This is a genomic window from Sphingomonas immobilis, from assembly GCF_030580995.1.
Taxonomy (GTDB): Bacteria; Pseudomonadota; Alphaproteobacteria; order Sphingomonadales; family Sphingomonadaceae; genus Sphingomonas; species Sphingomonas immobilis.
In genome coordinates, this window is the sequence record NZ_JAUQSZ010000008.1 from 153,596 (window position 1) to 178,907 (window position 25,312).

Consider the following 25,312-nt stretch of genomic DNA (forward strand, 5'->3'; position numbering starts at 1 on the left):
GAAAAGACTGACGGACATGCTCAAGACTCCACGCCGGTTGCCGCTGCTCTCGGCCGCCAGCCTCGCCGCGCTCGCCATCGCCAACGCCGTGCCCGCCGCGGCGCAGTCGCTCCCCGAGGGCGGCATCGTCACCGCCGGCAGCGCGAGCATCGGCGCGCCGAACGCGGGGCAGATGACGATCACCCAGGCGAGCGACCGCGCCGTCATTCAATGGTCCGATTTCAACGTCGGACAGGGCAGCAAGGTCGTCTTCGCGCAGCCGAATGCGGGCGCGGCGACGCTCAACCGCGTCACCTCGTCCGCCACATCGACGATCGCGGGCGCGATCGAGGCGACGGGCGCGGTCTATCTTATCAACCCCAACGGCATCGCCATCACCAAGACAGGCAGTGTGAGCACGGGTGGCGGCTTCGTCGCCTCCAGCCTCGACATAGCCGATGGGGATTTCATGGGCGGGCGCAACCGTTTTGCCGCGCCGGGCAATGCCGCGGGATCGGTCAACAACAGCGGCGCGATCTCCGGCAGCGGCTTCGTCGCGCTGCTCGGCGGACTGGTGTCGAACGACGGCGTGATCAGCGTGCCCATGGGCAAGATCGCGCTGGGGTCCGGCATGGCCGCGACCATCGACCTCGACGGCGATCAGTTGCTGCAGGTCTCGCTGCCCGCCGGAACGACCGACAGCAGCGGCCGCGCGCTGGTGACGGCGGACGGCACGATCACCGCGAGCGGCGGCCGCATCGCGATCAGCGCGGCGGTGGCGCGCGACGCCGTGCGGCAGGCGATCAACCTGCCCGGCCGGATCAACGCCGACAGCGTTTCCGGCCACGACGGCGCGATATCCCTGACGGCGGCGGACGGTACGATCGCCAACGCCGGCAGCGCGACCAGCGCGGGCGGGACGATCGCGGTGGCGGGCGACGTCGTCAATCTGGGCGGGAAGATCGATGCGTCGGGCACAATTGGCGGCAGCGTGTCGCTGGCGTCGCGCGTGCTGCTGCAGAGCGGTGATATCGACGCGAGCGGCAGCGCCGGGCGCGGCGGCTCGGTCGATCTGGCGGTCAGCGGAGCGGTCATCCAGACCGCAGACAGCGCGGTGCGCGCGAACGGGACGAGCGACGGCGGCGCAGTATCACTGGTCGCAGGTGGCTCGATCTTCTCGTCGGGACACGCCGAGGCCTCGGGCGAGACGGGATCGGGCGGCAGCATCGTAGTGACCGCGCCACGCCTGGCGCTCGCCGGGGCATCGCTCACCGCATCGGGGGGGACCAACGGCGGCTTTGTCGGCATCGGCGGCGGCCCGCGCGCGCCGCAAGGGATCGCGGCGGCCGACAGCATCACGCTGGGGGGCGGCACCAGCATCACCGCGGATGGTGGCGCAACCGGCAGGGGCGGCACGATCACGCTGTGGAGCACGACCGAGACCAAGGTCGCGGCGGCGCTCTCGGCACGCGGCGGCACCGGCGGCTTCATCGACATTTCGGGCGCGGGCACGCTCGGCTATTCGGGCACCGCGACGGCCACGCTGCCTGGCGGCACGCCGGGAACGATCGTCCTCGATCCCAAGGTCATCATCATCCAGGACGCCCCGCCGCAGGGGCTGAGCTATGACCTGCTCGATCCGATGCCGGCGGCGGGAAACAGCTTCGGCCAGGCCGCGGCGCAGATCTACAGCTACGTCGCCAACGGCACCGGCGATCTGATCGTGGTGCCGGACAGCACCGCGAGCGGGATCGCCAGCAATGCGGGCGCGGTCTATGTCTTCAACATCCGCACCGGCCAGTTGGTGAGCACGATCGCCGGCAGCCACACCAATGACGGCGTCGGCAGCGACCTGAAATTCGGCAATTTCGAGCCGCGCGTCCTCGTCGGTTCGCCGGGGTGGAACGCCGGGCGCGGCGCGCTCACGCTGTTCGACCTGACCGTCCCGACCACCGTGACGGTGGATGCGTCCAACAGCCTCGTCGGCGGCACGGCGGGTGACGGGGTCGGCTCGCAGATCGGCGTCCTCGCCAATTCGCCGTACAATTTCCTGTTCGGATCGCCGAACTGGACCAACCCGGCGACCGGCGCGGCCAATGCGGGCGCGCTAACGGTCTATTCAGGGACCGGCCCGCTGACCGGAATCGTTTCCGCGACCAACAGTCTGGTGGGGTCGCACGCCAACGATTTCGTCGGCAACGGCGTTCGCGCTTTCGACGATTTCCTCGATTTCGGCTTCTTCGGTTACAAAACGAAGGACATAGGCAGCGGCGGGGCGTTCTTCGCGAACGGGAACTTCATCGTTCGCACGCCGAGCTGGAACGAGTCCGCCGGCGCGGTCACCTTTTTCGACAAGAATACGCCCACGGTGGGGACGCTGGACGCGACCAACAGCCTTGTCGGCGGACAGGCAGGCGATCAGGTCGGGTCGGTGGTGCCCGTCATCGCCGCCGACGACAGCTATTTCCTCGTCTTTTCCCCCAATTGGGCGAACGGCGCCGCGGCGAAGGCGGGCGCGGTCACGTGGATGGGATCGGCTGGCGGCACGTCGGGTATGGTCAGCGCCGCGAACAGCCTCGTCGGCAGCAGCGCCAACGACCAGGTCGGCAGCGACGGTGCCGTGCTGCTGAAGGGCAACGGCAACTACGTCGTCAAATCACGCTATTGGAACAACGGCGCGACCGGCGGCGCGCGTGCCGGTGCCGTCACCTTCGGATCGGGCGCGACGGGCGTGCGGGGCGTGGTCAGCGCCGCGAACAGCCTGGTCGGCGGCAGCACCGACGATCAGGCGTTCAACGTGCTGGCGCTGGACAACGGCAATTACGTTGTCGGCACGCCCCGCTGGCGCAATGTCGCGACCAATGCCGACTTTGCCGGCGCAGTGACGTGGGGATCGGGCACGACCGGCGTGTCGGGCCCGATCGGCGCGGCCAACAGCGTTATCGGCACGCACGGCGGCGATTATGTCGGCGGTGTCGGTGCCTATTTCCTTACCGGCGACCCCACCAAGGCGCTGTTCTATCCGGTGTCGGTGTTCCAGCTGACCGGCAGTTCCAACTATATCATCGGCTCATCCGCCTGGAACGGGGCCGCCGGCGCAGTCACCTGGGTGAACGGCGCCACAGGCAAGATGGCGGACGGCCTTGGCGCGGGCGCGGTCGGTGCGGCCAACAGCCTGGTCGGCACCAACGTGGGCGACAATGTCGGCCGGCGCTATTTCTCCAACTCGTTTGGCTATTCGCCCGGGTTTGTGACGCTGGCCGAGAATAACGAGACCGGACTGCGGCTGCTGGCCAACGGCAACTACCTGGTCGAATCCCCGAAATGGTCGAGCTTTCGCGGCGCGATCACGATCGGCAACGGCGCAACCGGGACGGCCGGGGCGGTTGGCGCGGCGAACAGCCTGGTCGGTTCCACCGCCAACGATCTGGTCGGTCAGGTCAATGATCGTACGACCACCTATGGTAAACCGGGCGTCTTCGTGTCCAAGGACGGGAACGACATCCTGATCTTCTCGCCCGAGTGGGACAACACCGCCAGCGGCGCGAGCAACGCGGGTGCGACCACTTATCTGAGCGGCATCACCGGCCGCTCCGTCACGGGTTTTGGCGCGGTCACCGCGGCGAACAGCCTTGTCGGCACGCAGTCGAACGATCTCGTCGGGCTCGGCTCGGGCGTCACCCGCGCCAACGTTTCGAACCAGAATTATCAGCTGCTCGACAATGGCAAGCTGCTGCTGCTCAATCCCTATTGGGCAAACGGATCGGCGGCCAAGGCGGGCGCGGTGACGATGCTCGATCTCCGCAATCCCGGCGCGACCGTCGGCCCGATCACCGCGCTCAACAGCCTCGTCGGAACCAGCGCGAACGATCTCGTCGGCACCTGGGCTCCACGACCGATCGGCGCGGGCTACACCGGCACGACGACGCTACCCGCCGCGCTCTATACCCTCGCATCGCCGAACTGGACCAACATCGCCGCGGGCGCGGCGAACGCCGGCGCGGTCACGATCTTCGATCCCGATCTGCCGTTGTTCGGGACGATTTCGACCGCGAACAGCCTGATCGGCACGCATGCGGGGGATCGGGTCGGCTTCGGCGCGGGCAGCTCGCTTTCCTATCAGTCCCAATTGCTGCGTCAGGATCCGACGGTCAGTTATCTGAACGACCCGACCTTCGCCAATTTCATCGTTCTCACCGCCAACTGGAACAGCGGACGCGGCGCCGTCACCACGGTCAAGGTGACCGGAAAGACGTGGACGACGATCGACGGCAATCGCGAGATCGGGATCGGCAACAGCCTGATCGGGACGACGCCCGATGTCGGCGGCAGCGGCGGCGATCATATCGGGTCGAACTACGCCTCGACCGCCTATCGCGGCACGTTCTTCATCCTCGCGCCGAGCTGGAACGGCAATCGCGGTGCCGTCGTACAGGCCGATGTGGAAACCGGCATCACCGGCCAGATTTCGGCAGCAAACGCGCTTGTCGGGACGCAGGCGGGCGACAGGGTCGGCAGCGGCGGCATCACTTCGAATTACAATTACGACACGGGCCATCCCGAGAATACGGCCTTCGCCATTTCCAGTCCGAATTGGTCGAACGGCGGCACCGCCAATGTCGGCGCAGTCACGGTCGTGAAAATGGGCGCGCCGACGATCGGCGCAGTCAGCACCGCCAACAGCCTGTACGGCGCGAGCGCGAACGACCAGATCGGTAGCGGCGGCACTACTCAGTCGGCCGAAATCTTCCTCGTCCAGAGCCCGAACTTCCAGCAGAACGGCAAGAAGGTCGGTGCCTTCACGCCGATCAACGCCGTGACCGGCGCGCCGCTCGACCTGCGCAATATGATCAGCAGCGGCAACAGCGTGTTCGGCGCGGACGGTGTGACGACGCGCATGACCGGCATCTTCTTCGAGGGCGGCACGACTGCCGACCCGGTCGCGAAAAATTCACTGTTCGCGATCAATGGCAAGGGCGTGCTGACGGTCGGCTTCACCCAGGCCCCGCAGGTGCAGACATTGCCCTTCTCGCTCGCCAACAATGCGACGATCTACCTGCCGCCGGGCGTCATCGCGGGCCTGCTGCGCGACGGCAGCAACGTGCTGTTGCAGGCGAACACCGACATTTTCGTCAACTCGAAGATCGAGACGCCCGCAGCCGCTGGCGCACCCGGATCGCTCACGCTCGGCGCGGGGCGAAGCATCCTCGTCAATGCCGACATCATCAACAAGGGCGGCAACATCAGCCTCGTCGCCAACGACACCGCCGCGAACGGCGTGGTCGATGCGCAGCGCGACGCGGGCGCGGCCGTCATCCAGATGGCGGCGGGGACGACGATCGACGCGGGCACCGCCAACGTCTCGCTCGAGATACGCGATGGAGCGGGGCGAGCGAATGTCGATGGCGGGGCGATCACGCTGCAGACGGTCAACGCGGGCAAGATTTCCGTCGTCAACGCCGGCACGAAGGGCAGCGACGCCGGTTCGATCGTCCTCGATACGGGTGCGAAGCTGACCGCGAGCGGGACGGGCGACGCGATCGTGCTGGCGGGCACGAAATTCACCAACCGCGCGGGTAGCGGCGCGCTGACGCTGAGCGGGTCCGGCGGCCGCTTCCTGGTCTATAGCGGCGACTGGGATCAGGACCAGCGCGGTGGCCTCGGCGGCGGCAACCTCTACAACCGGCGCTATGCGACGAACGCGCCCGCGACGATCACCTTCGGCGGCAACCAGTTCGTCTATGCGCGCCAGCCGCTGCTGACCGTCACGGCGCAAAGCGAGACGCGGGTCTATGGCGATGCCAATCCCGTCTTCACGGGATCGATCACCGGCCTCGTCAATGGCGACCTCGCGTCGAGCTATGCGGGGAACGCAACCTATTCGAGCGTGGGCCAGGCGGCGAATGCCGGGCAGCACGCGATCACGACGGGGCTCGGCACGCTCGCCTCGGCGATCGGTTACGGATTCGCGCTGGTCGATGCCCGGCTGACGATCGCCCCCGCAACACTGACCTACACCGCGACCCCGGCGAGCCGCGGGGCGGGCGATCCCAACCCGATCTTCTCGGGCGGGCTGAGCGGTTTCAAGCTCTCCGACACGCAAGGCTCGGCGACGACGGGGACGTTGGCCTTCACCTCGCCAGCGACGACGGCGAGCGCGGTCGGCAACTATGCGATCAACGGATCGGGCCTGAGCGCGAACAACGGCAATTATCTGTTCGCGCAGGCGGCCGCCAATGCGACCGCGCTGACGGTGACGGCGGCGGTAACGCCTACGCCCACTCCTACTCCTACTCCTACTCCCACTCCCACTCCCACTCCCACTCCGACACCTACGCCGACAGTCGCTGCGATCGATTCGGTGCGGCTGACGTTGGCGAACGACGATCGGGATGGGTCGGCCGAGACCGATCCGGTCCTCGAGGCCCCAAGGCTCGCCGTGGAGCGGTCTGCCGAAGATGCCGCGGCGGCGCTCTGCATCGTGTCAGCCGATCCCGCGCTGACGGGGTGCGTGACGCCACCCGGCGCGTCAGGCGGGCCGTAAGCCCAGCCAGACGCGCGCGATCGGCATCCGCCGCAACACCAACCGCTCGGTAAGCAGCACCGCGATCATCGCAACGCCAAGCAAGGGCAGGAACAGACCGAGCGCTATCAGCACTGCGAAGAAGCCGATCGCGACCGGCGCGCGCACCCGCGCGATCGGCGCGCCGAGCTTGCCATCCGGCCGCCTCCGCCACCACATCACCACGCTGCTGACCGAAAGCAGGATCAAGCCGAGCGCGGTCACGAGGTTGAGAAGCTGGTTGAGCCAGCCGAACAACTGCCCTTCATGCACCGCCACGCCGTAGCCGACGATACGATCGACCAGCCGCCGCTGGGCGAAGTCCTTGCGCGAGAGGATGCGCCCGGTCGCACCGTCGAGCGCCAGGTCGGTGCGTTGCGGGCGGTCGGCGGCGTCGGACTTGGCGGTCCATGGCTGGCCCATGCCGGTCGGCGGCGCGATCAGCACGGGGGCCGCGAGCGCGAGCGGGCGGACCGTCGCCACCAGCCGGTCGAGCGGCGCGTAGGAGCCCATTGGATGCGCCATCGCCATGCCGTCATGCTCGGCATGTTCGCCCATCATCATGCGCGTACCGGCGTCGGCGGCGGCGCGCGCCTTCAGTTCCTCGGCGTGGCTGGTGCTCCAGTCCTGCTTGACCGGATGGCCCTCCACGACGCCGCGCACACTCGCGAGATAGCCGCCCCAGCTCTTCGCCCACGGCAGGCCCGAGAGAAGCAGGAACAGCGCCATCGCCGACACCCAGAAGCCGGTGACGCCGTGCAGATCGCGCCAGAAGCGCCGCCCGCCGCTGCGCAGGCGCGGATAGACGACGCCCGCCATGCCACCGCCGCGGGGCCACCAGAGGAACAGCCCCGACAGGATCATCACGATCGTCCAGGAGGCGGCGAGTTCGACCGTGTACGAGCCGATCGTCCCCGCGAGCAGTTCGCCGTGCAGGCGAAAGACGACGCGCATCAGCCGGTCATCCTCGTTGACGGTCTTGAGCACCCGCAGCGTCTGCGGATCGAGATACACCCGCGTCTCGACCCCGCCCTTGCCGACGATCACCTGCGCCGCGTCGTTCGGCGCCTCCGGCAATTCGTAGCGGTGGAGGACCGAGCCCGGCACCGCTTTCACCGCCGCCGCTGCCTGTGCGGAGGGCGACGCCACCGGGCCGGTCAGCGGCAGCGCCATATACGGCCGGTCGATCCATGCCTCGACCTGCGGGCGGAACAGGTAGATCGCGCCGGTGAGCGACAGCCACAGCACGAAGGGCACGCAGAACAGCCCCGCGTAGAAATGCCAGCGCCAGACGCTCGCATAATCGGGCCAGCGGCGCGCGGTTTCGGGAACGCTCATCAGAATTTCGCCTTTACGCCGGCATAGACGGTGCGCGGTTGCCCGGCATAGATCGATCCGGTGACGTTGGAGAGCACCGACGCCGGGTTCTGCAAGCCCGTCGCCGGATCGAGGCTGTTCGCGATGACCGAGGCCGATCCCACATAGGTTACGTCGAACAGGTTCTGCACCGAGGCGTAGAGGCTGAAGCGCCGCCCCGGCGGATCGTAGTGCAGGTTGAGGTTGGTGAGCGTATAGGCGGGCATCGCCAGCAGATTGCCGTTGTCGATGAAATAGCGGTCGCGGTACGTCACCTCGACGAAGCCGCCGAGCCCACGCAGCGGCCCGGACGGCTGGTCATAGACTGCGCGCGCATTGACGAAGGTCGGGATCACGCCGGGGATGGCATTGCCGTCGCGCGAGAACACCGCCGAGGTCGCGCCCGCCGTCAGCCTTTCCGAGAAGTCTGTATAATAGTGATCGTTGTAGCTGTAGCTCGCCTCCAGCTTGGTGCCCGGCAGCGGCCGCCAGGCTAGCCCGACCTCGACGCCGCGATGGATCGAGCGCGGCACGTTCGAGGTATAGGCGAGCAGGTTCACGCCCGCCGACTGGCTGACGAGCTCGTTGCGATACCATTCGTAATAGCCGGTCACCTCGGCCTTGAGCGTATCGCCGATCGCGATCTCCGCACCGACGTCGACGCCGACGTTGGTCTGCGCATTCAGGTCGCTGTTGTTGCCGGCGACGCCTGCGGAGGTCACGAACAACTGCCCGTTCTGCGGGATGCCGTAGCCGGTGCCGATCCGCGCGTGCAGCCGCACGGCCTCGGTCGTCTGCCAGAATACAGCCGTCTCGGGCGCGACGTTCCAGAAGTCGCGGTTGGCAGGCACCAGCGCCAGCACCGGATTGGCCCCGACCGGATAGGTATAGGCGGTCTGGCGCATCTTGATCTGCGAATATTCGGCGCCGATGCCTGCGATCAGTTGCAGCTTCGGCGTGATCTGCAATTCCTCGCGCGCCCGCACCCCCAGGTTGCGGATATCGCCGAACACCGTCTGCGTCAGCGCGCCGAAGCCGTTGCGGCCGGCGGGCGTCTTGTTGAAGCTGAAGCTCTGGTTATCGAGATAATTGTAGAACAGGCCGACGAAGCTGGTCGCGTCCATCCCCGCGATTCTGCCGTGGTTCGTCACGTCCGACGTGATGTTGTAGCTGTCGAGCGTGCCCTTGAAGGGCGTCGCGCTGGTCGGCTGGTTGACGACGCGGCTGTCGAAGGTCGCCTGCGTCCGCCACGTCGTATCGCTGCCGAAATCATGCTCGTAGCGCGTGCCGACGATGGTGCGGCGGTCGTTGCGCGCGAGGTCGCCCTCGTCCGCCGTCTGCGCGATGCGCGTACCGTTGGTGCCGTTGACGAATACCGAGATCGTCCCGCATCCGGCCGCCGCCGTCGCCGCGACCGCGCAGCCCTGTTGGTACGGATTGGCGAGATACTGATTGTACGAGGATCGCACCGCGAGGCGAAACTCGCCCTCGTTGTAGATCACCTTCACCGCGACGCGGTCATGGTCGCCGAGCGCATAGGTGCCGTAGGCGTTGATCGTGCCGGTCTGGTAGCCGGTATGCCCGGTCGCGCCGTCGCCGCGCACGAAGCTGCCGAACGCGGCGTACTCGTAGCGCGGACCGGCGTGGCCGATCGTGCCGAACAGATTGACGTAGCCGTAGCTGCCGCCGTCCACGCCGAGCTCGATCCCGTCGATGTCGCGCCCGCGCCGCGTGCGGAAATTGACCGCGCCGCCGAGCGCGTAGTTGCCGTAGCGCGCCGAACTCGGCCCCCGCACCACATCCACCGCGCCGTAAGCGTGCGGATCGGTGAGGTCGAAGCGCGCGAGCCCGTCGGGCTGCGTCACCGGGAAATCGTCCTCGAACACCTGGATGTTGCGCGCGCCGAAGCCGTTGCGCGCGTTCGACCCGCGGATCGACACGCCGACGTCGCGCGGGCCGTTGCCCTGGATCACGGTGACGCCGGGGCTGAGGCGGACGATATCGGCGATCGTCGTCGCGGGCGTATTGCGGAAGGCATCGTCGCCGATCGTGGTGACGGTCTGCCCGCTGACCTGCGTGGTGAGCGACAGCGCGCGGCCGGTGACGATGACATCGCCAGGAGAGCCTTCGACGGGCTTTGCCGGGGCGGAAGCCGGCGCTTCATCGAGCGCGGCGAGTTGCGCATCGATCTCGGCGCGCTGGCGCAAGAGGTCGGCGCGGCGGGTGTCCTGCGCCGATGCGGCGGATGACAGCACGATCGCCGAGACGGCGACCGCTGAATAAATGACTTTCATGGGAAAACGTCCTGATCCGAATACCAAATGGCGGAGTCAGGCGGTGGCGGGTGGTCCCCGCAGTGGTGGCCGCAGATAAGGGGCGCGGCGCGGCGCGACCGGCTCGGGCTCGCGCCGGGCGGCGGCGAGGATGAAGGCGATCGCCAGCACCAGCAGCCCGGCATCGACCGCCGCCAGCGACGGCGCGCTCAGCCCGGCGAAGGGGCACGGCATGTCGGCCTTGGCGGGATGGTCCTTACCCGGCGTCTTCATGCCGGGCATGGCGATTTCCATCGTCTTGCCCTGAATGCCCGAACAGAGCTGCACCGTGATCGTGCCGTCCGAGACGACGGTCATATAGCCGGCCGGCACTATCGCCTTCACCAGCAGAGCAGCCGCGATCAGCGCCCAGGCGAACGCGAAATGGCGACGAATCTGGCGGCGGAGCGCTTTCACGCCGCCTCCCCTAAGACGCACACGCCGTGCTGTCGATCATCCTAATGGTCAGAATTGGGCGAGGCTGGTGGCGAGGTCGCTCTGCTTGAACGGCTTGGTGAGGCGCGGTAGGTCGGCGGGGATACCCTGCGCCTCGGCATAGCCCGAGACGACAAGCACGCGCATGTCGGGCTTCAACAGGCGCACGCGCGCGGCGAGATCGGTGCCGGTGAGGCCGGGCATCAGATGATCGGTCACGAGCAGATCGACCGGCCCCGACGTGTCGAGCAGGATCAGCGCATTCTCAGCCGAATAGGCCTCGATCACGCGGTAGCCGAGTTCGCTCAGCATGTGCGCGGTGCTGGCGCGCACGAGATCCTCGTCGTCGACCACCATCGCCGTGCCGCGGCTGACGTTTCCGAAATCCATCTCCGGCACTTCGACGGGTTGATCCGGCAAAGCCTCGGTGACGGGCAGCCACAGGCCGATCGAGGTGCCCCGCCCCACCTCGCTCTCGATCGACAGGCCGCCGCCGAGCTGCGCGGCAAGACCATGCACCATCGACAAACCAAGCCCGGTGCCCTGCCCGATCCCCTTCGTTGTGAAAAACGGTTCGACCGCCTTGGCGATCGTCTCCGCGTCCATACCGGTGCCGGTGTCGGCGACAGCGAGATGGATGTACGCACCCTCGGCGAGGCGGGCGGAGCTTTCGCCGACACCTTCCTGCGTGGCGCTGATCGTCAGCACGCCGCCGTCGGGCATCGCATCGCGCGCGTTCACGGCGAGGTTGAGCAGCGCCATCTCGATCTGATTGGCATCGGCCTTGGCGGGGGGAAGATCGTCGGCGATGGCGAGATCGAGCCGGATGCGCGGGCCGCAGGTGCTGGCGATCAAATGCGCGAGATCCGCGACGAGCTTGCCGATGTCGATCGCCGTCGCCTGCAGCGGCTGGCGACGGGCGAAGGCGAGCAGGCGCTGCACGAGCGTCCGCGCGCGGTCGGCGGATTGCACCGCGCCCTCGATCAGCTTGCGCTCGCGATCGGTGCCGACGCCGCGGCGGTAGAGCAGGTCGAGGCTGCCGACGATCGGCGTTAGCAGATTGTTGAAATCATGCGCAACGCCGCCGGTGAGCTGTCCCATCGATTCCAGCTTCTGTGACTGCCGCAGCGCCTCCTGCGCGAGTTCCAGCGCATGCGTACGCTCCTCGACACGCTCCTCCAACGTTTCGTTGAGGCGGCGCAGCCGCTCCTCGCTTTCGCGAATGGCGATTTCCATGCGTCGGCGTTCGGAGACGTCGTTGAACAGCACCGCGACCTGGTTGCTGCCTGGTTCGCCTGCCTTGAAGGCGTAAACGTCGTACCAGATATCGCCGAGCGCCTCGGCATGTTGTTCGAAGCGGACAGGCTCGCCGGTTCGGGCGATGTCGCCATAGACATCGAACCAGTGCTGCTCATGCCCCGGCACCATCGCGCGCATCGATTTGCCCACCGCTTTCTGCAAGCCGGTCTGGCGTTCGAAAGCGGGATTGGCCTCGACGAAAATATAGTCGACCGGCGTCCCGGCGACATCGAACACCATATCGATGATGCAAAAGCCTGCCTCGATCGATTCGAACAGTGAGCGATATTTGTCCGCGCCGCGGTGCAGGTCTTCGAGACGAGCGCGTGCGTCGTACTGACGGCGGCGACCGCGTAGCGCCGATTGCGCGAGACTGACCAATGTCGTCGGGTGGAACGGCCGTTCGACGAAGGTGACGTTGCCCAGCATGTCGAGGAAGCGCTTCGCCGCCGGGTTGCGCTCCAGCCCGCCGCCCTTCTGCGTCAGCAGGATGAACGGGAAGTCCGACCATTCCGGTTGGGCGCCGAGCCACTGCGCGAGCGGGTTGAGATCGGCGGTGCGCAACCCCTCTTCGGTGAGCAATGCGAAGCCCGCGCCGTTCTGCAATTCTCCGACGAAGTCGGGCAGCGAGGAACAGATCGTCGATCGTATCGCCGCCTCTTCGAGAATCGACGCCGCGATGATCGCGTCGCGACCACGGGGTGCTAGGATGATGGCGCGTTCGGAAAGATGCGGGATCACACGCGCTCGTCTTCCAGCAGCGGAGACTGGCCCGGCCCCCCGGTGAAGTTCGGCACGCCGCGCAGGACGCCCTGAAAACCCGTCAGAGGCTCGCCGAGGCGGATGCCGTAATTGCCGATCCGGTATTCGCGGATCGTGTCCTCATGCGCGCCGGTTCGCTTCTTGATGATCGAGATCGCCCGCCGCACCCGGCCGATCGCCTCGAAATAGCGCAGCAGGATCACGGTGTCGGCAAGGTATGTGACGTCGACCGGCGCCTTCATGTCGCCAACCAGACCGTGCTGCGCGACGGTGAGGAAGGTCGTGGCACCCTGGCGGTTCAGATATTGCAGCAGTTCGTGCATGTGGAGGATCAGCGCATTCTCTTCCGGCATGGCCGCCTGATATCCGTTCAGGCTGTCCACGATGATGGTGCGCACACCGTTTTGTTCGACGCAGTTGCGCACACGCTGGGAGAACTCCCCGGGCGACAATTCGGCAGCATCGACCTGTTCGACGATGAGATTGCCCGAATCCACCATCGCCTGCATGTCGATGCCAAGGCCGATGGCGCGGCTGAACAGCAGGCCCATTTCCTCGTCGAACACGAACATCGCCGCGCGTTCGCCGCGGGCGACCGCAGCTGCCACGAAAGTGAGGACGAGCAGCGATTTGCCCGTGCCGGCGGGGCCTAGCACGAGCACGCTCGACCCGCGTTCGACGCCGCCGCCGAGCAATGTGTCGAGCTCCTCGGAATCGCTCTTCAGCACGTTGCGGGCGAAATCGGTCTTGTGTTCCGCCGAGACGAGGCGCGGGAACACGCTGACGCCGCCGGTATCGATCACGAAATCGTGGAAACCCCCGCGGAAGCGCCGCCCGCGATATTTGATGACGCGCATCCGCCGCCGTTCCGGCCCGTATTCGGGCGATAGTTCCTCGAGCCGCACCACGCCGTGGGCCACGCTGTGGACGGTCTTGTCCGAAACCTCGGCGGTGAGATCGTCGAGCATCAGCACGGTCGCCTTCTGTGTCGAGAAGAAGTGCTTCAGCGCGAGAATCTGGCGTCGGTAGCGCAGCGAGCTTTGCGCGAGCAGTCGGATTTCGGACAGACTGTCGAGCACGACGCGGTCGGGCCGTACGCGCTCGAACATCTGGAAGATGCGCCGCGTCGTCTCGCCGAGTTCGAGATCGGAGGAATAAAGCAGGCTCTGCTGCTGCTCTTCGTCGAGCAGGCTCTCCGGCGGCACCAGCTCGAACAATTCGATACCGGCGAGATCCCAGCCATGGGAGGTAGCACTGTCACGCAATTCTTCTTCGGTTTCGGACAGCGTGACGTACAGGCACTTCTCGCCCTTCGCGATACCTTCCATCAGGAATTGGGTGGCGATCGTCGTCTTGCCGGTGCCGGGGCTACCCTCCAGCAGAAACACCCGACCGCGCGTCAGGCCGCCTGCCAGAATGTCGTCCAGACCCCGTACGCCCGTCCGGGCGAGATCGATCACTGCTTTCGTCACGCCTGCTTCCCGCTTCGTTGAATACACCCGGTGCATAGACCGGATTTGGTACGGTCGAGCCATACCTGCCTCAAGGTGGGGAACGGGGCGGTCGAGGCGGACGCGAACGGGATTGCGGTTTCATGTGTCCAACGGAACCGTCGGCAGCGCGCGCGGTTCCGAAGGCGGAGTCAGCCCACCTCACCGAACAACGGCAATGCGGACCGCAAGCCGCTCGCGGGTGCAAAGTTGGAGACGGTGACGCCGACGAGGCGGATGCCCTTTTCGACCGGCAGCACCGAGCGGATCAGCATCAGGCTCGCTTCGCGCAGCATCGCTTGGCCATCGACTGCGGCAGGATAGCTGCGGCTGCGGGTGATGTTCTGGAAGTCGCCGTATTTGACCTTCACCGTCACCGTGCGGCCGAATTCGCGCGTCCGCTCGCACCATGCCCACACCTGATCGGCCTGGTCGAGCACCCCCGCCTCGATCTCGGCATCGGCGGTGAGATCGCGGTCGAAGGTGGTTTCGGAGCCCGACGACTTGCGCTCCCGGTTGGGATCGACCGGCCGCTCATCCAGCCCGCGCGCGATATCGTGATACCAGTCCGCCGAACTGCCGAAATGCTGCTGCAGGAACGCGAGCGATTTCGCGCGCAGATCCGCGCCCGTCTCGATGCCGAGCCGCTTCATTTTCGCCGCCGTCACCGGGCCGACGCCGTGGAAGCGCGCGACCGGCAGCGTCTCCACCCACGCCTCGCCCATGTCGGGCGTGACGGCGAACTGCCCGTTGGGCTTGCGCTGATCCGAGGCGAGTTTGGCGAGGAACTTGTTGTACGAAATGCCGGCCGACGCGGTGAGGCCGGTTTCCGCAAGGATGCGCGCGCGGATTTCCTTCGCGGTCGCCCAAGCTGTCGCGATGCCGCGTCGGTTGGCGGTGACGTCGAGATAAGCCTCGTCTAGCGAGAGCGGCTGGATGAGATCGGTATAGTCGGCAAAGATCGCGTGAATCTGCCGCGAGACCGCCTTGTAGACATCGAAGCGCGGCGGCACGAAGATCAGGTCCGGGCAGCGCCGCAGCGCCGTCACCGATGGCAGGGCCGAGCGCACGCCGAACCCACGCGCCTCATAGCTTGCCGCCGCCACGACGCCGCGTGCGGCCGCATGACCGACCGCGACGGGCTTGCCGCGCAGCGCAGGGTCGTCGCGCTGCTCCACCGACGCATAGAAAGCGTCCATGTCGACATGGATGATTTTCCGGTCGGCCATCGCAGAACGATATTAGGCGTGCCCGAACAGAATGGGAACGGGAAATGAAAAAGGGCCGGCGAACCGGCCCCTTCTCGTATCAGCCCTTGAGGGCCGCTTCGGTCTTCGCCTTGAGCTTCTCGGCGTCGCCCTTGGCTTCCTGAATATCGCCCTCGGCCTTCAGCTTGGGATTGTCGGTGGCGTCGCCAATGGCGCGCTTTGCCTTTCCGACAGTCTCGTCGAGGATGCCCTTGGCGCGGTCGGTGAGTTCGCTCATCGTCTGTCTCCTTGTTCGAAATGGACTTGAAAATCATAACGCTGCGAAACGACACTCGTTCCGCATCGCAACATCAGAGCTTGTCCTTGATCGCCTTGATCTTGGTCAGATGCGTGTCGACCTTAGGCGCGATCTCGCCGGCCACGGTCTTGAGCGTCGTTACCTCGCCATGCTCGGCGAAGTCCTTCATCAGCGACAGCGCGGTCTCGTGCGCGGAAACCTGCTGAGCTGCATATTCCTTGTCGAAATCCGCTCCGCTGAGCTTGTCGAGCTTGGCGATTTCGCCCTGTTGTGCGGCGGTGAGTGCGGGATCGGGCGTGAGCGCCGGCTTGGTCTCGGCCGCAGCCGCCTTGATCTTGGCCGTCGAGCCGGTGTGATCCGCGATCATCATGGTCGCGAACGCTTTGAGGTCCGCCGATGCAGCCTTGTCCTTGGCAAGCTTGGCTGAAGCGATCTCGAAGGCGTCGCTCTTGGCAGCCTTGTCGATGAACTCCTGCGCGGTCGGCGTCGGCGTCACGGCGTCGGCGATATGATCCGCCGTGTTCGAAACCGCGTTGCCGGCGTCGTCGGCGAAATTGACGGTGCCGTTCTGGATCGAGGACGCGGCCTGCTCGCTCTTGGCGCAGCCCATCAGGGCGAGACCGGAGGCGACCACGATGGCCGTAATCGATGTGCGCATTATCTCTCTCCGCTTGTTGTCGTGCCGCACGAACGGTTCCCGTGGCGGAGAGTTGCGCACAGCCTGCACCACCTTGTTCTGGATCAAGATATTTCGGCGGAACGCCTTGCTTCGTATCGGGTTGAATCCGCGACAAAACAGGAGGCGAGGATGACGAAATCGCTCAAGAAGGGCGACGCGGTGAGCTGGAAGAGCCACGGCGGCGAGGCGCACGGCAAGGTCGTGAAAAAGGTGACCAGCCCGATGACGATCAAGGGCCACAAGGTCGCCGCGTCGAAGGACAACCCAGAATATCTGGTCGAAACCGAAGAGGGCAAGCGCGCGGCGCACAAGCCCGGAGCGCTGAGCCGGGACTGAACCGCTGCGGTGAGGCTGAACCAGATCGATCCGGGAGCGTTTCGTTCTGCATGATTTTTGACGATTTCCTGCGCGGCCGCCGCCGCGATCGCCTATCCTCCGCCGATCTCGAGATACTGGAAGCGGCAGCGAGCGACCTGCGCACGTTGCCTGCGCGACGGACGATCATCACGCGCGGACAAGCGGTACGGCACAGCACCTATCTGATCGATGGGTTTATGTGCCGGTACATGGACGACCGCGAGGGCGAGCGGCAGTTGGTGGCGGTGCATGTGCCCGGCGATTTCGTCGACCTCCACGCCTATCCGCTGGAGACGCTCGACCATGATGTTGCGACGCTGACCGAGTGCCGCGTGGCGCTCGTCCCGCATGACAAGCTCGACGCGATCCTGGCCACGCAGGCCAATCTCGCCAAACTGCTGTGGTTCAGCACGTTGCTCGACGCGGCCATCCACCGCGAGTGGATCTTCCGGCTCGGGCGGCTGAGCGCGGCGGCGCGGGTCGCGCATTTCTTCTGCGAGATGGAGGCGAAGCTCCGGGTGATCGGGCGCAGCGACGGCAAGGCGTTCGACCTGCCGCTCACCCAGGCCGATCTCGGCGAGATCTGCGGCATCACCGCGGTCCATCTCAACCGCATGTTGCGCGACCTGAAGGAGCGCGGGCTGATGGCGTTCCGGGGTGGTCGCGTGACGATCCAGGATCTGCCCGGGCTGGCACGCTTCAGCGAGTTCGACCCGGGCTACCTCTTCGTCGATCAGCCGGGCAGCGTCACCTCGCCCTGATCCTCGCCATCCCAATAGTGCAGCCGGTCGGCATGGACCCTGATGAGCGCGAGGCCGGGCGTGTCGATGCCCTGTTTGAACCAGCGATCGAGATCGCTGTTCCAATGCGCCTCGAACAGGCCCTTGTCGCGCAGCACCTCGGCCCGCCCTTCCGCCGCGATGAACATCGGCGGCTTGCCAAGCAGGCTGACATTGCCGTGCAGCGTGAGGCCGACATTGGGATTGCTCTCGATATCGGTGACGGTCTTGGTGTCGTCGAGCGCGAAGAACCAGCTATCGCCGTCATAATCGACGTCGCGGTTGTTGCTCATCGGCCGCGACGCGAGCCCGCCGTCGGGCGACTGCGTGGTCAGCATCGTGAAGTCGATGTCGCGCATGACTTCGGCGAGGTCGCTCAATTTCTTGGTCATTTCTCTCTCCCGGTCGATGCCTATCAAAGCACCGGGAGCGGGTTCGTTCCGCGTTCGAAGGTAACGAAGTTCCCGCATCTCGGGGGCGAAAATGCGACGAACCGAGTGGCCGTTCGGCGCTTGCGAGGCGGCGAGATCATGCGGGCGCAGGCACGGCATGCACGAGAAATACCAAAACGGCAGCCTGTAGGACAGACCCCTTTCGGATCAGCGCGCGGCGGCGGCCATTTCGGCGTTACGCCGTGCGGACGCCGCGAGCGTTTCGCGGAGCAGCACCTTCAGCGCGTCGCCTTCGTCGAGCACGTTAAGCCCCTCGCGCGTCGAGCCGCCGGGGCTGGCAACGCGGTCCGCCAGCGTGGCGGGGCTCTCCGGCGAGGCGGCGGCCATGATGCCCGACCCCTCGACAGTCGCGCGCGCCAGGCGCACGGCTTGATCGGCGGGCAGGCCGAGCGCCGTGCCCGCCTCTGCCAGCGCCTCGACGAAACGGAAGACGAAGCCGGGGCCACAGCCCGACAGCGCGGTGACGGCATCGAACAGCGCCTCGTCGCCGATCCATTCGACCAGCCCGAGCGGCCGCATCAGCCCCTCGGCGGCGGCGCGCGCCTCCGCATCGTCAGTAGCGGCATGAAGCGCGACGACGCCCTTGCCGATCGCGACGGGCAGATTGGGCATGGCGCGCACGATCGCCTGCGCGGGAAAGCGCGCGGCAAGCGACGCTTCCTCGACGCCGGCGAGGATCGACACCAGCAGGCGGGGCGCGAGGCCGGGCGCGGCGGCGGCGAACGTATCGAGCGTCTGCGGCTTGATGGCGAGGACAAGCGTGTCGGGCGTTTCGCCCGCAGGCAGCGCGGCGAGGTGGCGGACGTCCCCTGGCAGTTCGGGCGAGCCGGGATCGATGACGGTGATGCTGTCGGGTGTGATGCCACTGCCGATCCACCCGCGCAGCATCGCACCGCCCATGTTGCCGGCCCCGGCCAGCCAGATGCGGCCGGGGAGTGTGGGGGTCTCAGATGCCATCGGGGCCTCGCGCTGATCTCCCCTCCCTGGAAGGGAGGGTCGGGGTGGGTTGGTGTGGGGCCAGGCGTCCCATTCCCTCGCGGGCCGACCCACCCCGGCCCCTCCCTTTCAGGGAGAGGGGAAGCAGGTATCGACCGAGCCTACGCTTCGCCCTGCGTTTCGGTCATGGCGGCGGCGAGGGCTTCCTTGGGGGTCTTGCCGCCCCACAGGACGAACTGGAACACCGGGTAGAAGCGCTCGCACTCGTCGATCGCCGATTCCACCAGCAGCTCGGCGGCGGACAGCGAGAGCGTGCCGCCCTCCCCGTCGATCATCGCGGCGTGGCGGTACAGCAGGATCGAGGAGGACGACCAGATCTCGAAATGTCCGACCCAGAGCTGTTCATTGATCAGCCCGATCGTTTCGTAGATCGCCTGTTTGCGATCGTCGGTTACGCGGATGTCCGGGAAGGCGAGGAACTGGATGACGCTGTCCTCGTCACGCCACAGCGCGCGCAGCTCGTACTGCGTCCAGCTGCCCTTGACCTTGGCGATGACCTCGTCGTCCTGACGCTCGTAATCCCAGCCATGCGCCGAGAAATAGCTCTCGAGCATGTCGATCGGCGCCGCGTCGTCACGTTCATAATCGGCTTCGTCGAGCATCACGCGCCTTTACCCCTTGCCGCGCCTGTTCTCAAGCAGGGGGCCGCGACGGCGCTGTGGATAAGCGCCCGGTTCAGGATTGCGACCCCAGCCTGGATTCGAGCATGTCGAGGCGGGCACGCAGCGTCTCGTTCTCGTCGCGCGCGGCCGCGGCCATCGCCTTGACCGCGTCGAATTCCTCGCGGCTGACGAAATCGAGCCCGCCGATCCATTCCTTAGCCTTGGCGCGTGCGCCCGCTTCCGCCTCGCGGCCGACGCCGGCGAGCGTGCCCGCGGCACTGTTCATGAATTTGGCGAAATCGTCGAAGATCTTGTTTTCGGCCTGCATGGCGGCGTCCGTCCTGAAAAGAGGTGTTATAGTTCGATAACTTGGGTGCTGCCGGACGACGGCGCAAGAGTTTCGGCGTTCGGGTTCAGCGCGAGGATCTGGTACGTCAGGATGCCGGCGAACACGACCCAGGCGAGATAGGGCACCATCAGCCAGGCGGCCTGGCTGCGGATGCGCCCGAACAGGATGGTCGTCGCGAGCGCCGCCACGAACATCGCCACCAGCACGATCAGTGCCGCGCCGACCTGATGCATGCCGAAGAACAACGGCGACCAGACGAGATTGACGACGAGCTGCACCACGAACAGCCCGATCGCGAGACCGCGCAGCCGCGATCCGCGCGCGTGGATGATCATCGCCAGCGCGAGGCCCATGAGGATGTAGAGGATCGTCCAGGCGACCGGGAACACCCAGTCGGGCGGGGTCGCGGCGGGCTTTGCCAGCATCATGTACCAGCGGTTCTGGCTGCCTGCGGGCGCGATCTTCGCCGAAAGGAAACCGAGCAGCAGGATGAACGGCACGGTGACGACCGCCCATCGCAGGAACGCCAGCCTCAACTGCCCCTTCGACGCGATCTCGCTCAACGGTTTTCGTCCTTCTTGCGTGCCCGGCGTTTCAATAGCCAAGCGCCAGCGAAAACTCGAACGAATTTGTTGCGCCGCAGAAAGGAAACCGTCTCAATCCGGGTAAGTCGCGGCGATAAGGAATTCGACGTTACCCTCCGGCCCGGTGATCGGGCTTTCGACGACGCCTGCGACGCGCCAGCCCTTGCCGGTCAACCACTCGGCGACCTCGGCGCAGACGCGCGCGTGGACGGCCCCGTCGCGCACTACTCCGCCCTTGCCGACCTCGCCGCGACCCGCCTCGAACTGCGGCTTGATGAGTGCGAGCAGGCGCGCGCCGGGCCGCGCGAAACCGAGCGGCACGTCGAGCACCTTGGCGAGGCCGATGAAGCTCGCGTCGCAGACGATCAGGTCGATGGGCTCCGGGATGTGCGCGGGCGTGAGGATCCGCGCGCTGGTCTTTTCGTGGACGATGACGCGCGGATCCTCGCGCAGTTTCCACGCGAGCTGGTTGGTGCCGCTGTCGACCGCGTAGACGCGGGCGGCACCGTTTTGCAGCAGCACGTCGGTGAAGCCGCCGGTCGAGGAGCCGACGTCGATCGCCACCGCGCCGGTGACGTCCCAACCGAAATGCTCGAGCGCATGGGCGAGTTTGATGCCGCCGCGCGAGACCCAGGGATGATCGCGCCCGCGCACGTCGAGCAGCACGTCGTCGGCCACTGCCTGCCCCGGCTTGTCGATCTTCTTCGTGCCGGCGAACACGAGCCCCGCCATGATCAGCGCCTGCGCGCGGCTGCGGCTTTCGACGAGGCCGCGATCCACCAGCAACTGATCGGCTCTAAGCTTCGGCATGGCGCTTCCTACACGCCCGAGTCGGGATCGAAAAGCGCGCAGGCGGCGTTCATCTGGCAGTCAGGAAGCGTGTTTTCGCCGGTGAAGCGAGGCGCGTTTTCAGGCTGGCGCAGCGGGCCTTCATTCTGGCGCAGACGCTATTGCCGAGTAGATTGGTAGGAATATCTTGCAGGCAGGGAAACGTGGTCGATCGGCGCCCCCTAGATCGCTCGGGCGGCCACGTTTCCTTGACCCTGAGGAGAGACACGATGGGTAGCAGCTTTTCGCATTTCGATCCGGTTCAGCCGACGATCCTGACCGTGCCCGGCCTCGGCGGTTCGGGCCCGACGCACTGGCAGAGCCTGTGGGAAAGCTCTCGCCCCGATACGGTGCGCGTCGAGCTCGGCATGTGGAACACGCCGCACCGCAACGCCTGGGTGACGAAGCTGGACCAGGCGATCCGCAGCGCTCAGGCACCGGTGATCCTTGCCGCGCACAGCCTCGGCTGTCTCGCGGTGGCATGGTGGGCGGAGCTGACGCGCCAGCCCTACGGCTGGCCAGTCGCAGGCGCGCTGCTGGTGGCACCGGCCGACGTCGACCGTCACGGCGCGCAGGATACGATCAAGGCGCTGGCACCTGCGCCCAAGACGCCGCTGCCCTTCCCCTCGATCGTGGTGGCGAGCAGCGACGATCCGTGGATCGACATCGAGCGCGCGCACAGTCTCGCCGTGTCGTGGGGCAGCCATTTCGTCGATGCAGGGCCGCAGGGGCACCTCAACGCGGCGAGCGGCATCGGCTGGTGGAGCGAGGGGCAGGAATTGCTCGACCGCGTCGTCCACGCCGCCGCCGACCGCAGCGGGAAGCCGCGCGCGGCGAGCGAGGCGCGATCGATCCTGGCGGTGAACGCGACCGACGCGGCGCAGAGCCACTATCTCGGCGAACGGGCGCTCTAGGCCTCAGTCCAGGTAGAGATAGCCCGCGTCGAATTCGGCGAAACGCTTCAGCGCGGTCCAGTCGAGTATCTCGGCGATGCCCGCGCGAAACTCGACGAGCCCCTGTTCGCGCAACTGACGCAGCATGCGGTTGCAATGCACCGCCGTCAGCCCGGTCGCGTCGGCGAGATCGATCTGCGTGATCGGCAGATCGAAGCGCAGTCCGTTCGCCATCCCGACCCGCTCCAGGCGCAGGTACATCTCACAGAAGAGATGCGCGAGCCGCACCGCCGCCGAACGCGCACCGACCGAGACGATCCACTCGCGGTTGATCGCCGCGTCGATCAGCGTCGATCGCCATAACAGCTCGGTCAACGTCGCCGATTCGTCGGCCAGCGCGCGGATCGCCGGATGCGGGAAAAGCGCCACCTTCACCGGCGTGATCGCGGCGACATTGTGTTCGAGCTTCTTGAGCGGATAGCTGTGCAGGTCGATGAAATCGCCCGGAACATGCAGCGCGAGGATCTGGCGACGGCCTTCGGGCGTGTCTTTGAAGCGTTCGACGAACCCTTCGAGCAGCAAGGTACACTGCGTCAGCGGTTCCTGCTGGCGCACGATGATGCGCTTCGCGGCGAAATCGGCGGTGCGCGACACCGCGCTTTCGAGCGCGCCGATCTGCGCGGGATTGAGGATCGGCGTGCGATGCGCCTGCAGGAAAAGCTTGGTGTACATGACAGGTGCCCCCCAGCACCGGAACGCGCGACTACTCCGCACGTTATGCCCTACTAGAGGTGCAGTCCATGCCGAACAAACCCTATGACGAAGCGACCAAGGCGACCGCAGAGCAAGGGGAAGTCATGCTCGACGGACCCGATGGTCTCGCCGTGTCGCTGACACCCGAAGCGGCGAGCCGCTCCGCGCACGCGATCCGCACCGCCGCCGACGAAGCGACGCTTCAGCGTGAAGCCCGGACAAAGGCGCTAGCGGCCGGCGAACATGAAGGCAGCGGCACCGACTAGGCACAGGAACGCGCCCGCGTGCCGCCAGCCGAGCGGCTCGCCCAGCACGACGACCGCGAACACGCCGAACACCAGCAGCGTGATGACCTCCTGCGTTACCTTGAGCTGGCCACCGCTCCAGCCGCTGGCGTAGCCGATGCGATTGGCGGGCACGGCCAGGCAATATTCGAACAGGGCGATGCCCCAGCTTATCAGGATGACGAGCAGGATGGGCTTCGCCATCCCGCCCTTCAGATGCCAATACCATGCGATCGTCATGAAGACGTTCGATGCGACCAGCAGCGCGATCGTCGGCATTCCCCTCCCCTTCGACCCCTTAGTGCGACGGTGCGGGTTTGAGCGCGATCTGCTGGATATGCCAGCGCTTCTGCTCCGTGGTTGCGCCATCGACTTCGGATCGGCGCAGCGTGACGGTGCCGATCAGATAGGCGGGCTTGCCGGTCGCCGCGATGCGTCCGTAGGGCTGGACGGGGATCGTGACATAGAGGCTGCCGGCCGCGCCCTCGATCTCGCCGGGCGCGCCGACGTTGCCGTGATATTCGCTGTAGCGGCCGAAGCTGGCGGCGAAGGCGGCAGGCGTCATGCGCGAGGCCATGCCGCTGTCGGCCCATAGCGACCAGGCCGCCTTGTACTTCTTCTCGCCTAGCAGCGCATAGTAACGCTGGACGACATCGGCGGCACCCTGCGCGCTCTCGGGTGTGAAAGGCGCTTCCGATATCGGCGTGCGATCGTCCGCGAGGCCGCCGGGCGTGCCGGGCGCGGGCGGCGACAGCGGCTCGGTCACGCCGGGCGGCACGGTCGCGTCGGCGGCGTTGGCAACGGGCAGGACGTCGGGATCGCCCGGAGGCGCGGCGACATTGACGATGTCGACGGCATTGTCGGGCTGATAGGCATTGATGCTGCCCTCGGCCTGACGCGCGGCCTCATCGATATCGACGGTGTTGTTGGCGACCTCGTTTTGCGGCGGTACGCAGCCGGCGGCGAGGAGCAGCGGCAGAAAGGCGATCGAACGCACGGGAATAGCCTTTTGTCGTGGCCTTCCTGAACGCGGTCAGCGCGCGGTCGTTCCTTCCGTCACGAACCGTTCGTTGCCGACGAAGCCGAGCTTGGTGATACCGGCCTGCTTGATAGTCGCGAGGATGTGATCGAACCGGTCGTAGGTCGCCTCGCCGTCGGCGGCGATCTCGAGCTGAACATTGTCCTCGCGCCGCATCGCCGCGAGCCGGGCGGGGAGCGCCGCGTCGGCGAGCGCCGCCGCGTCCCACGTCAGCGCGCCGTCGCGGGCAATGGCGATGCGGTGGACGGTTGGCGGGGTCGTGACCGGAGGATCGCCGGGGCCGTTCAGGTCGACCGGCACCTTGTGCGTCACCATCGGAATGGTGAGGATCAGCATGACGATCAGCACGAGCAGGACATCGATCAGCGGGGTGATGTTGAGCGCGGAGAGCGGCTGCGGATCATGGATGCGCGGCGGCATGAACGGGTTGGAGCGGGTCGGTGCGCGTGCGGGCATCTGGGCTCTCCTCGGGCTTTTGTATGATGTAACGTATCATACCTGGGGAGCGGCGCAAGCTGCATACTATAACCTCCTCCCGCTTTCGCGGGAGGAGGTTGGAGGACGGTCTTATTTCTCGGCGGTAGAAGGAAAAAAGAAGAAAAAGACGAAGAAGACCCTCCCCTGCCCCTCCCGCGAAGGCGGGAGGGGATAAGTCTATAGGTTTAAGGCTTCAGCGCGGCATCGTCTGCGTCGTCGATATCGTTGTCATCGACATCGTCTTTTTCGAAGTCTTCCTGCAGATCGTCCTCGTCGTCGTCGGCATCATCGGGATCGTCGTCATCGGCTTCCTCGCCGACTTCGTCGCTCTCCATGACGAGATCGTCCTCGTCGTCGTCATCGTCCTCGCCGATGTCGGGATCGAGATCGGTGATGATCGTGCCGTCGCCGGGGCCACCGCCGGTCGCTTCCAGGATCTCGGCGCGCTGGCTCTCGTCATAGCCTTCCTCGTCGTACCCGTCGTCGCCCGTGCCGTCGCCGGGGATCTTGTAACCGCCGATGCTCATCGTCGCTCTCCC

Annotated in this window: 24 protein-coding genes; 5 read left to right on the top strand and 19 right to left on the bottom strand. The window is 66.4% G+C overall.

Annotated elements, in window-relative coordinates; genetic code table 11:
- Window positions 1-16: 16 nt before the first annotated feature.
- Window positions 17-6,523: a two-partner secretion domain-containing protein gene (locus Q5H94_RS12785; RefSeq protein WP_304561661.1), complete on the top strand. Its 6,507-nt coding sequence runs from the start codon at window positions 17-19 to the stop codon at window positions 6,521-6,523.
- On the opposite strand, the gene Q5H94_RS12790 is transcribed toward Q5H94_RS12785, so the two are convergent.
- The 8 genes from Q5H94_RS12790 to Q5H94_RS12825 all read right to left on the bottom strand — a co-directional run bounded on the left by Q5H94_RS12790 (window position 6,509) and on the right by Q5H94_RS12825 (window position 16,359).
- Window positions 6,509-7,879 carry a PepSY-associated TM helix domain-containing protein gene (locus Q5H94_RS12790; RefSeq protein ID WP_304561662.1) on the bottom strand — a complete coding sequence of 457 codons (1,371 nt, stop codon included), beginning with the start codon at window positions 7,877-7,879 and terminating at the stop codon, window positions 6,509-6,511. The genes Q5H94_RS12785 and Q5H94_RS12790 overlap by 15 nt on opposite strands.
- Window positions 7,879-10,191: a TonB-dependent receptor family protein gene (locus Q5H94_RS12795; RefSeq protein WP_304561663.1), complete on the bottom strand. Its 2,313-nt coding sequence runs from the start codon at window positions 10,189-10,191 to the stop codon at window positions 7,879-7,881. The genes Q5H94_RS12790 and Q5H94_RS12795 overlap by 1 nt, the downstream gene beginning before the upstream one ends.
- 36 nt (window positions 10,192-10,227) lie before the next feature.
- On the bottom strand, window positions 10,228-10,626 hold the full coding sequence (locus Q5H94_RS12800; RefSeq protein ID WP_304561664.1) for a DUF2946 family protein: 399 nt from the start codon (window positions 10,624-10,626) through the stop codon (window positions 10,228-10,230).
- Between the two features lie 48 nt (window positions 10,627-10,674).
- Complete coding sequence (locus tag Q5H94_RS12805; protein WP_304561665.1) at window positions 10,675-12,684, bottom strand: hybrid sensor histidine kinase/response regulator; 2,010 nt, start codon at window positions 12,682-12,684, stop codon at window positions 10,675-10,677.
- Window positions 12,681-14,177, bottom strand: coding sequence for an ATPase domain-containing protein (locus Q5H94_RS12810; protein WP_304561666.1), 1,497 nt, complete (start codon window positions 14,175-14,177; stop codon window positions 12,681-12,683). The genes Q5H94_RS12805 and Q5H94_RS12810 overlap by 4 nt, the downstream gene beginning before the upstream one ends.
- Before the next feature lie 170 nt (window positions 14,178-14,347).
- Entirely contained in the window at window positions 14,348-15,424 is a 1,077-nt protein-coding gene (gene dinB / locus Q5H94_RS12815; RefSeq protein WP_304561667.1) for a DNA polymerase IV, read from the bottom strand.
- 79 nt (window positions 15,425-15,503) lie between these two features.
- A complete protein-coding gene (locus Q5H94_RS12820; RefSeq protein WP_304561668.1) occupies window positions 15,504-15,680 on the bottom strand; it encodes a CsbD family protein in 177 nt (58 codons plus the stop codon).
- Window positions 15,681-15,753: 73 nt separating this feature from the next.
- Window positions 15,754-16,359 (bottom strand): DUF4142 domain-containing protein, encoded by a 606-nt coding sequence (locus Q5H94_RS12825; protein WP_304561669.1) that lies wholly within the window; start codon window positions 16,357-16,359, stop codon window positions 15,754-15,756.
- Window positions 16,360-16,509: 150 nt separating this feature from the next.
- On the opposite strand from Q5H94_RS12825, the gene Q5H94_RS12830 reads away from it, so the two are divergent.
- Window positions 16,510-16,716 (top strand): hypervirulence associated TUDOR domain-containing protein, encoded by a 207-nt coding sequence (locus Q5H94_RS12830; protein WP_304561670.1) that lies wholly within the window; start codon window positions 16,510-16,512, stop codon window positions 16,714-16,716.
- Window positions 16,717-16,766: 50 nt separating this feature from the next.
- Entirely contained in the window at window positions 16,767-17,498 is a 732-nt protein-coding gene (locus tag Q5H94_RS12835) for a Crp/Fnr family transcriptional regulator (RefSeq protein ID WP_304561671.1), read from the top strand.
- Here the strand turns inward: Q5H94_RS12835 and Q5H94_RS12840 are convergent.
- The 6 genes from Q5H94_RS12840 to Q5H94_RS12865 all read right to left on the bottom strand — a co-directional run bounded on the left by Q5H94_RS12840 (window position 17,471) and on the right by Q5H94_RS12865 (window position 21,309).
- Complete coding sequence (locus Q5H94_RS12840) at window positions 17,471-17,908, bottom strand: pyridoxamine 5'-phosphate oxidase family protein (RefSeq protein WP_304561672.1); 438 nt, start codon at window positions 17,906-17,908, stop codon at window positions 17,471-17,473. The two genes, Q5H94_RS12835 and Q5H94_RS12840, sit on opposite strands and share 28 nt — an antisense overlap.
- Window positions 17,909-18,115: 207 nt before the next feature.
- A complete protein-coding gene (proC, locus tag Q5H94_RS12845) occupies window positions 18,116-18,925 on the bottom strand; it encodes a pyrroline-5-carboxylate reductase (protein WP_304561673.1) in 810 nt (269 codons plus the stop codon).
- A gap of 140 nt (window positions 18,926-19,065) precedes the next feature.
- On the bottom strand, window positions 19,066-19,566 hold the full coding sequence (locus Q5H94_RS12850) for a type III secretion system chaperone family protein (protein ID WP_304561725.1): 501 nt from the start codon (window positions 19,564-19,566) through the stop codon (window positions 19,066-19,068).
- Window positions 19,567-19,639: 73 nt separating this feature from the next.
- Window positions 19,640-19,894 (bottom strand): accessory factor UbiK family protein, encoded by a 255-nt coding sequence (locus Q5H94_RS12855; RefSeq protein WP_304561674.1) that lies wholly within the window; start codon window positions 19,892-19,894, stop codon window positions 19,640-19,642.
- Window positions 19,895-19,920: 26 nt separating this feature from the next.
- Window positions 19,921-20,478 carry a TspO/MBR family protein gene (locus tag Q5H94_RS12860; RefSeq protein ID WP_304561675.1) on the bottom strand — a complete coding sequence of 186 codons (558 nt, stop codon included), beginning with the start codon at window positions 20,476-20,478 and terminating at the stop codon, window positions 19,921-19,923.
- A gap of 93 nt (window positions 20,479-20,571) precedes the next feature.
- The gene (locus tag Q5H94_RS12865; protein WP_304561676.1) at window positions 20,572-21,309 is read right to left on the bottom strand and encodes a TlyA family RNA methyltransferase; all 738 of its coding nucleotides are present in this window, start codon (window positions 21,307-21,309) and stop codon (window positions 20,572-20,574) included.
- Window positions 21,310-21,557: 248 nt separating this feature from the next.
- Between Q5H94_RS12865 and Q5H94_RS12870 the strand changes: the two genes are divergently transcribed.
- On the top strand, window positions 21,558-22,241 hold the full coding sequence (locus tag Q5H94_RS12870) for an RBBP9/YdeN family alpha/beta hydrolase (RefSeq protein WP_304561677.1): 684 nt from the start codon (window positions 21,558-21,560) through the stop codon (window positions 22,239-22,241).
- Window positions 22,242-22,244: 3 nt separating this feature from the next.
- Here the strand turns inward: Q5H94_RS12870 and Q5H94_RS12875 are convergent, their stop codons facing one another.
- Entirely contained in the window at window positions 22,245-22,952 is a 708-nt protein-coding gene (locus Q5H94_RS12875; RefSeq protein WP_304561678.1) for a Crp/Fnr family transcriptional regulator, read from the bottom strand.
- A 68-nt stretch (window positions 22,953-23,020) separates the two neighbouring features.
- On the opposite strand from Q5H94_RS12875, the gene Q5H94_RS12880 reads away from it, so the two are divergent.
- Entirely contained in the window at window positions 23,021-23,239 is a 219-nt protein-coding gene (locus tag Q5H94_RS12880; protein ID WP_304561679.1) for a hypothetical protein, read from the top strand.
- On the opposite strand, the gene Q5H94_RS12885 is transcribed toward Q5H94_RS12880, so the two are convergent.
- From Q5H94_RS12885 to Q5H94_RS12900, 4 genes are all read right to left on the bottom strand, one after another.
- Window positions 23,201-23,536, bottom strand: a complete 336-nt coding sequence (locus tag Q5H94_RS12885) for a DMT family protein (protein ID WP_304561680.1) — start codon at window positions 23,534-23,536, stop codon at window positions 23,201-23,203. The two genes, Q5H94_RS12880 and Q5H94_RS12885, sit on opposite strands and share 39 nt — an antisense overlap.
- A 19-nt stretch (window positions 23,537-23,555) precedes the next feature.
- Entirely contained in the window at window positions 23,556-24,254 is a 699-nt protein-coding gene (locus Q5H94_RS12890) for a hypothetical protein (RefSeq protein ID WP_304561681.1), read from the bottom strand.
- 36 nt (window positions 24,255-24,290) lie between these two features.
- Complete coding sequence (locus tag Q5H94_RS12895; RefSeq protein WP_304561682.1) at window positions 24,291-24,752, bottom strand: ExbD/TolR family protein; 462 nt, start codon at window positions 24,750-24,752, stop codon at window positions 24,291-24,293.
- Window positions 24,753-24,958: 206 nt separating this feature from the next.
- The gene (locus tag Q5H94_RS12900) at window positions 24,959-25,300 is read right to left on the bottom strand and encodes a DNA primase (RefSeq protein WP_304561683.1); all 342 of its coding nucleotides are present in this window, start codon (window positions 25,298-25,300) and stop codon (window positions 24,959-24,961) included.
- Window positions 25,301-25,312 lie beyond the last annotated feature (12 nt).